Origin of the sequence: Paenibacillus sp. S150 (assembly GCF_019352175.1) — a bacterium.
Taxonomy (GTDB): Bacteria; Bacillota; Bacilli; order Paenibacillales; family Paenibacillaceae; genus Paenibacillus_AQ.
Window position 1 is genome coordinate 19,201 of sequence record NZ_JACBYI010000037.1, and the last position, 11,619, is coordinate 30,819.

At 54.5% G+C, this 11,619-nt stretch carries 7 protein-coding genes; 3 read left to right on the forward strand and 4 right to left on the reverse strand.

Features of this window, described 5'->3' with window-relative positions:
* Positions 1–47: 47 nt before the first annotated feature.
* Both HYD27_RS24500 and HYD27_RS24505 read right to left on the reverse strand, forming a co-directional pair.
* Positions 48–1,670, reverse strand: coding sequence for a histidine kinase N-terminal 7TM domain-containing diguanylate cyclase (locus tag HYD27_RS24500; protein WP_309242124.1), 1,623 nt, complete (start codon positions 1,668–1,670; stop codon positions 48–50).
* Between the two features lie 260 nt (positions 1,671–1,930).
* Positions 1,931–2,791, reverse strand: coding sequence for an alpha/beta fold hydrolase (locus HYD27_RS24505; protein WP_219219514.1), 861 nt, complete (start codon positions 2,789–2,791; stop codon positions 1,931–1,933).
* Between the two features lie 220 nt (positions 2,792–3,011).
* Between HYD27_RS24505 and HYD27_RS24510 the strand changes: the two genes are divergently transcribed.
* Positions 3,012–3,794, forward strand: coding sequence for a TioE family transcriptional regulator (locus HYD27_RS24510; RefSeq protein WP_219219516.1), 783 nt, complete (start codon positions 3,012–3,014; stop codon positions 3,792–3,794).
* Positions 3,795–3,811: 17 nt separating this feature from the next.
* On the opposite strand, the gene HYD27_RS24515 is transcribed toward HYD27_RS24510, so the two are convergent.
* Both HYD27_RS24515 and HYD27_RS24520 read right to left on the reverse strand, forming a co-directional pair.
* Positions 3,812–4,774, reverse strand: coding sequence for a catalase family peroxidase (locus HYD27_RS24515; RefSeq protein ID WP_219219517.1), 963 nt, complete (start codon positions 4,772–4,774; stop codon positions 3,812–3,814).
* 90 nt (positions 4,775–4,864) lie between these two features.
* A complete protein-coding gene (locus tag HYD27_RS24520; protein ID WP_219219519.1) occupies positions 4,865–5,356 on the reverse strand; it encodes a GNAT family N-acetyltransferase in 492 nt (163 codons plus the stop codon).
* Between the two features lie 264 nt (positions 5,357–5,620).
* On the opposite strand from HYD27_RS24520, the gene HYD27_RS24525 reads away from it, so the two are divergent.
* Together HYD27_RS24525 and HYD27_RS32770 are read left to right on the forward strand one after the other, a co-directional pair.
* Entirely contained in the window at positions 5,621–9,874 is a 4,254-nt protein-coding gene (locus HYD27_RS24525) for a discoidin domain-containing protein (protein ID WP_219219521.1), read from the forward strand.
* A 27-nt stretch (positions 9,875–9,901) separates the two neighbouring features.
* Positions 9,902–11,605: an S-layer homology domain-containing protein gene (locus HYD27_RS32770; protein WP_219219523.1), complete on the forward strand. Its 1,704-nt coding sequence runs from the start codon at positions 9,902–9,904 to the stop codon at positions 11,603–11,605.
* Positions 11,606–11,619 lie beyond the last annotated feature (14 nt).

The following is an 11,619-nucleotide window of genomic DNA, read 5'->3' on the forward strand; positions in this document are numbered from 1 at the left end:
CCTACCATTACCCCAAAAGAAACGGTTGAATGACAGCAGCCGGCGTATCAGCGTGCAATATGGACAATCCGGTTGCGGCCTTTATGTTTGGCCTGATACAGAGCTTGGTCCACTTCTTCGAACAGGCTGGTTTTCCGGGAGAAATCATTGATGGTCAGGAGTCCCATGCTGATCGTAACGGATACAGGCCCGGCCGTATTTGCGATCGCAATTTGATTCCATTCAACCTGTGTCTTGACATGTTCGGCTAAACGCAGCGCCTCGGATTCACGGGTATCCGGCATATAAACAATGAATTCCTCTCCGCCATAACGCGCTAAAACATCAGTTGGGCGCAATTCCTGCTTAAGCACCTCCACGGTTTGGCAAATCACCTCATCTCCGGCCAGATGCCCATAAGTGTCATTCACCGTTTTGAAGAAATCGATATCCAGCAGGATCAGCGCGAAAGAAATGTGCGCTTCCCGGTTCTGGATCACCTCGTCCTCAAGGTGCTGCGTCAGATAATGGCGGTTATAGCAGCCGGTCAAGCTGTCGGTGACAGCCATCTGCTGCAGCTGCCGGTTTGTCTCGAACAGCTCTTTTTGCACCTCGATTAAGGAATGGTTGCGTTCCTGCAGGATCTTATTCTGGTGATTGGTTTCATGAATCAGCCGCTGCAGCTCGGTGATATCCTGGAATGTGACGATCCGCCCCACCCGTGATCCGCTGATCATAATGGGCGCCGCCTGAATATTCAGATAACGCTGGATAAACGTATGAAAGATTTCAATTTCGCTTCTCTCCAGCGGATGCTCGCGGTATGCCTGAATGAATGACTCAACGCCGGGTGTGCCTTCCGGAAAAATAATACCGATGTCGAAAGGCTCGCCCCGGTGCAGATGCATATAGGGGGACAGGAAACGGTTAATCTCGACCACATTGTCATGTTCATCAAGCACAAGAATACCATGCCCGATCGTGTCCATTACATCCTGATGCGCTATGGTCACAATGTCAAATACCTTGTCCCGGTTGATGGAAACCACAAAAAAACTGGCCGACAATAAAATGCCGAGCGAGGTCATTCCGGGGATCACGGGCAGATACCGGTCCAGCACCACATTCAGCAGAATATCAAGCAGGATAAACGCCGTTACGGTGAGAATGCCCTTAAGAACGAGCATAACCTGTGTCCGGACACGGGGGACAAGATTCTGGGTTAATGCCGCAGAGATGACATACAGCGAAATGATGACCTGAATGATGACTACGGTTATAAAAAGCCAAAAAAAAGGCCCGTAGGTTCTTTGAATATAACCCCCGTTGACAGGCTGCACAAACCAGCTGTGCGGATTGGCTATCACACCGGCCGAGGCCAGCACTGCCGGGACCGAGAGAAGCAGCATTGTTCTGCGCCGCAGAAACCGGGTTTGTCCGGTCAGCAGAATGGTGAAAAAGATCCAGCCTGTGCTGAGCAGCGCCGAATCCACGAATGCGGCCTTAACATAAAACAGTTGGTAGGTGGAATTATCGGTGGTTTTGACGGCAAACTGGCAGAAGGGCCATATCATCATAGTGAAGTGGAAGGCTAAATAAACTTTGTGCAGATTCGTGATGTTAACAGAAACGAAAATATAGACGAATAGTGCAAACAGAACGAAAAATAAAATCAGATCAATCCATACCACAAAACCCAATAAGTTACACCTTCCTGCTAATAGTAGTCATTATGAATGGTCTTTGGGCCTAAAGTCTTGCATCTTGCTTCTAATATATAATCAGCATGACAAGAATACAATATTTTAGTGAATGCGGCCTGAATGATGACTGAGCCAATGTCGGTAGCGCTTTAGGCAAAGGAGCATTTTTTGAAGCCGGATGTTGTCATTTTGCCGTTATTGGGAGCAAGAAGCTCAAAAGCGCTGCCCTTAAAGACAGCGCCTGTTGCTCAGGACAACAGCCTGGAATCCAGCCATGGACGGAGTAAGGGCAGGACATGTGCGGCTTGCATGGCCTGGGTATGATCCAGCCCTTCAAGCACTTCGACCTCCCAGCCGAGCGCTTCCAGTTCTGCGCGCCTGCGGATGAGCGGCCCGGCTATATCCACCCGTACATCCCCCCAGCGTTCGCCGTATTCAATGAGATCTGCACTTCCGGCGAAGCAGAGGCGGGGACAGCTTATTCCAGCCTGAGCCGCCCGGTCATCAAAGGCTTGCAGAGATTGATACAAGGTGACGAACTGCCGGGCCTGTGCTTCGCTCATCGCGACTTCAACCTGTGACCAGTCGTATTCATCTGTGCTCCCGTCCCATGCGGCAGGGGAGGAGCCTGAGCTGTCATGTGCTGATTGGGCAAGCTCGTGTGTAGCCAACGTCACCCTCAGCATTTCCTTGTAGGGACCGTCAACAGGCGGAAAGCCGCCCATGGCAAGCGCCGACAGACGATTGGTACGCTGAGCAAGCTGCATGCCGCACAATGCTAGCCAGGAGTAGCCGTAATAAGCGAATTGCTGAGCAGAAGCCGCATCGGCTATGGCGAGAAAGTCTCTGGATATATTATCAGGCGTCAGGGTATCGGGCTTAGGCGCATGTTGAACATGGCCCTCGTAGTCGAAGGCGATCACACGGCAGCTGCCGCTGAGCCGCTCAATCAGCGAACGCCCGAGCGCCGGGTCAACACCCCATTTCATCATCTCTTCAGCCTGCGGCCCTTCAGCAGGCCGGGGGTTCACCGGGAGCAGCAGGCAAGGTCCTGCTCCGTGAATCTCGACCCCGATCCAGCTTGTATCATGCATTTGTACTTTTAGCATTGTACCCCTCCAAGATAAGAGTTTTGTGTGGATATCGTCTACAAGAACCAATATACAACATTGATGCAAGTGAGAAGGTTTGCCTGAAGAATCCCTGATATGCCTGAATGCTTTTGGTTTGAGATTCTTATAGCACTTGAGGGTTTTATATGAAGGTTTGCAGGCGGTGCCGGTCTTTGGTAGGTTAGTATCAACAGACTGAAGGCAATGGGGTGAACGAATGCAATATTACAAACCGGCCGAGATTGCCGCAGCGCTTGGCATCAGTACCAGCGCTTTGCGGCATTATGAATCCCGGGGTGCGGTTCCAGCTCCGGAAAGGGCGGCTAACGGCTACCGTTTGTTTACAGAGCTGCACCTGGCCTATTTCCGCTGTCTCCGGGCCATGAATCCCGGGTTTGGCTACAAGGTGACCTATGATGTGCTGCGCTGCATTCAGCGAGCAGACATGGACCAGGCCCTGTGGCTTGCGGGTGCAGAGCAGGCCAAGCTGCAGGAGGAAAAAGCTGCAGCAGATCAGACATTGATACTGCTGCAGGACCCCGGGATAAACATAATCAAGGGCAAGCCCGTCAATCCACGGATGACGATCGGGGAAGCTGCGGAGATTGCGGGTGTTAAGCCCTCGGCGATCAGGCACTGGGAAAAGGAAGGGCTGCTGACTCCGCTGAGAAATCCGGAGAATGGCTACAGAATATATACTGCGGTGCATCTGAGGCAGATTCTGCTGATTCGCACCTTGAGAAGGACGGTTTACTTTCTGGAGAGAATGAAGGAGCTGGTGGAAGCCGTGGAACAGCATAGCCTGGAGAAGGCAAAGGTGGTTGCAGAGCATGCGCTGGACCGCATTAATCAGCGCAACCGCCAGCAGTACAGCGGCGTGCACCAGCTGGTGGAGCTATGCTTCAAGGCGGGCCTGATGGGACCGGAGGACACGGCGGCCCCTTCCATGTCAACCTATCAGGGCGTCAAAGACAAAATGGACAACCCGACGCCGGTGTAATCTGCTTAGCTGCAGCCTCAGCGTCCCTCGCTTCGTCTACGGTAGGAATCGTTGTAGGCGTCATGGCGGAAGTTAAGGATGGGGTCATCCGTCAGGGCCATTCCGGCCGGGATGGCCGTAGGGTCCATGACAAGTCCGGCGGGCTCCTCGATTATTCCGGTAATGTACAGACGTCCAAGGTCGATCCTCCGCCGGTCCTCAGGCCAGGCGCGGGTAGGATCATCTGTGGGATCGCCTTCCCCGCCGAAGATGGCGGCAAGCTGAAAAACAGCGGGAGCATCCTTGAAGCGCAGCTCCAGCTCTTCCGCGAGATAATTCTCAGGCTGCTGCGCAGCAGCCGGAACCGACAACGTCCGCACTCCTGCATCGGGTAACCATTCGAACTTCACTGGCCAAAGGGCGCCCTCGGGGTCTGCGAAATAGTATGCATGAATGCAGTAGTAGCGGCTCTCGGCATAGCTGGCCGGCGGCTTCAGGGCTTTGATGGCAAAGAGACTCTCTCTGCTCTCTGAGAAATGAGTCGTGATCTCCTTGATCAGTTCAAGCGGACCCAGCCTGCCCTCTTGTGCCTTGTGTGCAGCCCTGAGGATGCCGAGGAATGATTCGGGCGTCCGGGCAAAGAAGACGGGGAACGTGGCCCCGGTCAAATTTGTGACGCCTCCGCCGGGAAGGGAGAATTGCACGGCCATGCCCTTGGCCGGAGACAGCACATCGGCCAGCACGGGATTAGTGGAGCTGCCGGAGAAGCGGACAACCGCCGGGACTTCCTGCTCCTGCAGGTGGGGGGCGGTTGTGAACGGCGAGGCCAAGCCGCTCGGGCGGAAAATGGCCCGGCAGCACACTCCTTTGGCATGGGCCCGGCGGTAGCCGGGGTGAACGCCGGACAGATTCTCGATCGCGTCGACGGCTTGGGCGGCGAGGCCGGACTGGCCAAAGCCCGTATCGCCGGGTGAGGCCGGATTAAGTTCAGGTTCATTCATCAAAGCTTCCTTCTTCCTTGTTTTATCCAATTATTACCACAATATGGATGATTTGAACCATTTCTTGGCGTTTAACAAGGAGAAGAGCTTTCAGCGAACTAATTCCTTCTCGTACACATTGACCCTGTTGCCGTGCTGATCCTTGGTGCTTTTGATATTGGTATAGCCGCTCTTGTGCCAAAAAGAAGCCCCGATTAAATTCTCCAGCTGTACCGCCAGTCTGGTCTTCGTTACATTCTCCTGTTTCAGTCTCCGTTCAAAAGCATGAAGTGCGATTGACCCAATCCCCAGCCTGGCAAAGCCGCGATGGACAATGAAAAGACCGATCCAGCAATGCTTGTCGCCAGGATTGCTGGGCAGGTAGGCAATGATGCCGATGGATTGCCGGTTCTCCTTGATGAACAGCAGCTTCTCTCCCATTTCAAGAACATTCTGCTTGTTCTCTTTGGTGATTTCCTCCGGAGTGATGAGCTCTTTGTGCAGCACCATCAGGTTGAACGCGGGGTGCGAGTTGAGGATGGAGGCCTGAAGCTCAACGCTCGCCGGGGATGCAGAGTCCAGGACGGGTTCTAGAGTAATCAATAGATACACCTGCTTTGAATAAGATTTGGTTGTATTGAAAGTGAATTTTTAAAAACAAGTAATTCAATAAACTTCTAATTAGATAATAATCTAATTTATGTGCGAATTCAAGATGAATGAGTGCCAGTCATTGGACAGTTAACATTTTAAATACATAAATATGAATAAATATTAACATTCAAGTTGTAACCTTGTTAAGATGCTTACCGGAAAACTATGGGTTGGCGCATAATACCAGAGAGATTTTGATTAGGAGGAAGAGTTGTGAGATTGAAGAGGAATAAAATGGCGGCAAGCCGCGGGCTGCTGGTCATGCTGTGCTGTTTCCTGATATTTTCTGCCAATGGCATGTATCTGATGCCGCGTGCCGGAGCGGTGCAGAACGAATCCAACCTATTCCTGCTGCCCGGTGTAACCGCAGAGGCCAGCGGTACGCTGTCACCCGAAATGCCAGCAAATGCAATCGACGGTATAGAGACTACCAAATGGGCATATGACACGGGAAACGCTTCTCCGTCCGCAAGCAACCTCTACTGGCTGAAGGTGGATGCGGGAGCCGAGGCCTCAGTCAGCCGTTTTGAGCTGCAGCATGCGGGTGCAGGCGGCGAGCCGGCCGCATACAACACCAGGGCTTATACGATTGAAACCAGCAATGATAATGTTCATTGGGCTACTGCCGTTACCGTAACCGGCAATGTCTACGATAAGACTGTCCACGAATTAACTGCTCCTGTAACCGCAAGGTATTTCAAGCTGAACATCACTGACAGCGGTGATGCCAATCCTTCCGATGGCCATTATGCGGCCAGAATCTATGAATTTCAGGCGTTTGGCGTCCTGGGGGAAGCCGATGCGAAAGTTGCAGTCTCAGGGATTACCCTGAATAAGTCACAGGTATTTCTGGTGACGGGTGAACAGGAGCAGCTTAGTGCGCAGGCCACTCCCGGTGATGCTGCGGAGCCGGATTACGAATGGTCCTCCGACAATCCGGGTATTGCCAGTGTGGATGCCGGCGGGATGATCACGGCAACGGGTGCGGGCACTGCCATCGTCACTGCGGCCACGGAAGACGGCAGCTATAAGGCGTCGGCGACAGTGGTTGTCGAAGAGGCCAAGCTGATCGGCAAGAACAGTGCGTGGAGATACCTGGATGATGGCTCCGATCCGGGTACTGCCTGGCGCGCAGCGGATTTCAGCGACAGTGCCTGGAAGAGCAGCGCCGCGCCGCTTGGCTATGCAGGCAGCGGCAAAGGGCTGGACCTGAACACCCGGATCGGATACGGCCCGGACTCGGGCAGCAAATATATCACCGCCTATTTCCGCAAGGACTTCCAGGTGGATGATGCGGACAAGCTTGGCAAGCTTGCTGCAACGCTGATTCGCGATGACGGCGCGGTGATCTATTTGAACGGAACAGAGGTGTTCCGCACCAATATGCCGGATGGGGCGGTCTCCGCCGGCACATTGGCCGCAAGCGCAGTCGGAGATGAGCGGAATGCCGTTTCGTTCACCATTGATCCGTCCCTCGTGTCAGAAGGCAGGAACGTCATCGCCGCTGAGGTGCATCAGAATGCCGCCAGCAGCTCAGACCTGTTCTTCTCGCTGGAGCTGGAAGGCTCGGAAGCGCCTGCGGCAACCCAAGGCCTGCTGGCTGAATACTACACCAATAAGGGCCCGGCCGGGGATTTTGCCTATGATGTCCTGAAGTCCACGATCATTGATCCGCAGATTAACTTCAGCAACCTGGAGCCTGTGTTTCAGGAACGGATCGGAAGACAGGATGAAGGCTCGGTGCGCTGGACAGGGCAGATTATGCCGGCGACTACCGGGGATTACACTTTTTTCTTAATAGGAGATAACGGCTTCAAGCTGTATATCGGGGATATGAATCAGCCGGTCATCACATTCTGGGAGAACAAGTGGGATTTGGAGCAGACGAGTGCTCCGGTTCATTTGGAGGCCGGGAAGAAATATAAATTCAAAATCGAATATTTTGAAAATAACGGCGGCTCGAATCTCTACCTGCGGTGGTCCAGCCCAAGCCTAGCGAAGCAGATCGTTCCGGCGGCCGCCTTCTTCCTTCCGGCGGAGTATACGGGGCCTGTGAGCGGCACGCTGCTGGCAGCCGGGGATCAGGGCGAGCTGCAGTTTGCAGAGGAACTGGGCAATCTGCCGCAGGATCTGGCTGCTCACCTGACGGTTACTGCGGGCGAAGAAGCCCGGACGGTTACGGCAGTTCAGAGCAATGCGGGGAATGCATCCAGGCTGACGCTGCAGCTGAATGAGCAGATCGCACCCGGAACCGCGGTTAATGTCCGGTATGACGGCAACGGCGGCTTGCAGACCTTGGCGGGAGCGGCTGTGGGCAGCTTTGCTTTTACACTGGACAACCGCTCGGAATTCGCAGATTATTCGCCGATCTCTATTGCAATGTCCTTCAACGGAAGCCCTAAGACGAATCGCGCTTTCGCATGGTATACGCCGTATGAGCTTCCGGAGAATGCACCGGCTAATGTGAAGGACAGCATTGTCGAGGTTGTTCCGGCCGGGGAGAGCTTCGAGTCGGACGAAGTGATGCGTTACACGGGCAAGCCGGAAGAGACACTGGTGCTGAATTTGAAAATTACGAACTCGGAGAACGGCTCCTTTATCAGCCACAAGGTGCTTGCAGACGGCTTGACTCCGGGTACCGCCTACGATTACCGCGTTGGCAGCGACGGCAACTGGAGTGCTGCCGGAAGCTTCACTACGGAAGCGGACAGTGAAAAAGAGTTTGAGTTCCTCTATATGACAGACTCTCAAGGCGGCAGCTCGAGTGATTACGAAGTATGGGCCAACACGCTGAAGAACGGCCTTGCGGACTATCCGGATTCCAAATTTTTAATGATGACCGGAGATCAGGTGGATGCCGGTGCGCTGGAATACCAGTGGCTGGATTATTTCGGCAAGCCGCAGGCTCAGCTGATGAACCTTCCGCTGATGGCGGCTGTGGGGAACCATGAAGGGCCGTACAACGACAACTATTACTATCATTTCAATTATCCGAATGCTTCAATTGAGGACCCTCTGCCTCCGGGCAGCGTGTATTCCTATGATTACGGCGATGCTCATTTCATGGTCATCAATACGATGGATATGGGCTGGGATGACCGCCAGAAGGAATCCTTCAAGCAGCAGATTGAATGGCTGCGCAGAGAGGTGGCGCAGACCAGCAAGAAATGGAAGGTAGTCGCGTTCCATAAGGCGATTTACTCGGTTGGCGGCCATTCCGTGGACAGTGATATTCTGGCCCTCCGCCAGACCCTGTACCCGGTCTTTGACGAGCTTGGCATTGACGTTGTCCTGCAGGGCCATGACCATACTTACATGAGATCCTATCAGATGTACGGGGACAAGGCGGTTGCGGATATAGAGCAAGACGAGAGCGGCAATCCGCTGAATCCGGACGGAACGATGTATATTGTCAATAATGCTGCAGGCACGAAATACTACGATGTGAACAATAACCTGGATAAATACTATGCGGCGGTGTTTGAGCAGCCGAAGGTGCCAATCTACTCGGGAATCAAGTTCACAGAGAACAGCTTCACTGTTGAATCGTACAGATCCGGTGAGGCCGCCCCGTTCGATACCTACACGATTGTCAGGAATGACAGTGCACCCAAGCCTGTCGAAGACTTGGCCGCAGGCAGAACGGGGGACGGGAAGACGGTTCTCACCTGGACCAAACCGGCAGACAGCAGCACTGAGGATGCCATCCGGGGCTTCCGGATTTATGAGAAGAACGGCAAGCTCGGCATGAACTGGAGCGTGTATGTTCCGGTGGAGCAGGGCCGTGAGAACTATCAATATCTTGTCGAGGGTGCTGACAGCAGCCGGGCTTATGAATTTGAAGTCAAATCTGTCGATAAGCGGGACAACTCGGCAGCCAGCACGGTAACTACTGGCGGCGGCCGACCGGCAGCACCGACTGGAGCAGTGGTCAACGACGGATTTAATACATTCGGCTGGACGAATGTCTCCGGATATGCGGACCTGGCTGATTACGAATACAGCACCGATGGCGGAAAGACCTGGATGCCGGTTACGGCAAATCCGCAGCCGCTGGAGGATGCCGATTACCCTGCCGGAATGGTCATGGTGCGTATCAAGGAGGACGAGGCTGCGGGCATTCCTGCGGGAGCACCGCTTGTGTCCAGCCAGGCTTTTACAGTGAATAGCATTCATAACTCATATTCCGTCACCGGCTCCGTGCACCGCGGCAATCAGATGAAGGTTGAGGTTACTGTGGAGCAGCGCTCTGACTACAGCGGTGAGGCCTATGCAGTGTTCGAGCTGTTCGACGGAGATACGCCGCTGCTGATCAATGCGATTCCGATTCAGCAGAGCAAGCTGAGCATCTCCCAGTACTTCAACGTCAGCGGAGCAGGGTACAGGGTGAAGGTCTTCGTATTCGATGCATTCAACAGTGACATTGAGGTTCCGGTCCATCTGGCACAACCGATCGAGCTACAGTAACGGAAGAGAAAGAGAGGACTAACAACGGTGAAGAAATATTTAGCTGCCCTACTGGTGTTCCTGTTCGTGCTGTCTCCGGCTTCCGTCTTCGCGGCGGACTCCTTCACGCTCAGCCTGAGTGCGAAGGAGGTTCTGCGCGGAGAAGACATCGTGCTGTCCGGAACAGCTTCGGAAGGCATCAGCAATATCGTAATTAAAATGGTGCGCCCCGATCAGACCGTTTTGTATATGGATGTATTGTTTCCTTCGGCAGGCAGCTACTCTGCAAGAGTAACCCTTCCGGCTGCCGAAGACGCGGCTCCTTATGGCGTGTACACGGTTATTGCCGGCAGCGGTACGGTCAAGCAGACCGGGACGTTCTCGGTAGTCGGGAAGCTTGGCGCAGAGCCAACACCGACTGTAGCGCCAACCGCGGCACCAACCGCAACGGCAACAGCGAAGCCGACGGCATCGCCAAGCGCGGCACCAACCGCAACACCGGCACCTGCGCCGTCGTACGAACCCGCGGCGACCGATACTCCATCGTCGACACCGGCACCGGCAGGAATTCCGGTTGACGCCGGTCAGGCCGGCGGCTCCACGATTCAGCCGGAGCCGGGACCGAACGGACAGTTATGGCTGGGCAGTGAAACGATGAGCGAGGCGATCCGGCAGAACGCGGGCTTGGTAACGGTTGAGCTGCCCGCCTCCGCCGCTCAAGCCGGTACTGCCCTGGAGCTGCCGGGAGTGTCTCTGGAAGAGCTCTGGAATCAGAAGCAGGATTTGCGGATTACATCCGGCAATCTTACGATGCTGTACCCGGCAGGGTCCATCACGGCTTCCACCGGACAGGAGTCGCGAATCCGCATTACGCTGAACACTGCCCTTACGGGCGAAGCGAGTACGATGGTTGCCGAGTCACTCCGGTTAAGCTCGGGCTACACGGCAACAGGAGTCGTCCTCTCTGCTGTGCTTGAGGATGTGGCCGGAGGCAAGACTACTGAAATTCACAAGATGAACAAGCCGGTCCAGGTCAGCCTCAGGCTGGCACCGGAGAGAATCAGCTCCATCGCCGCTGATCTTGCCGGGGCGTATTATGTGGACGGACAGAGGATCGAGTATGCCGGGGGCAGCATTGTTGATGGCACGCTTAACTTCAAGGCCAGTCATTTCTCTTACTATACAGTGCTTCAGTATAAAAAAGTGTTCGCCGACTTGACGGGACATTGGGCGGAGAACCCGGTTCAATCGCTTGCGGCGAAGCATATCGCCACCGGTGTGGACGAGCAGCATTATGAACCGGCCCGCAGCATTACGCGGGCGGAATTCGTCTCCCTGATCATGCGTTCCATGGAATGGGCGGACAAGGCCACGGCCAGCGCAGCAGCTAATCCGTTCTCGGATGTCGCCGCAGGCAAATATTATACCCAGCAGGTAGCCGCAGCAGCGCAAATGGAAATTATTTCGGGCTATGGCGGGAAGTTCAGACCGGCTGATCCGATTACGCGCGAGGAAGCTGTTACGGCTCTGGTGCGGGCTGCGGAGCATTTCAGTCTCGCCGGAACGGTTCAGGCGAAGCCTGATTTTGCCGACAGCCGGGTCATTTCTTCATGGGCACTGCCGGCGGTCCAGGAGGCTTGGACGCTTGGGCTCATCCAGGGCGATGGTTCCCGCTTCCGTCCGCAGGACCCGGTTACCCGGGCGGAAGTTGCTGTAATGATCAACCGGCTGCTGCAGGACGGCACATTATAATACGAAATCAGGGG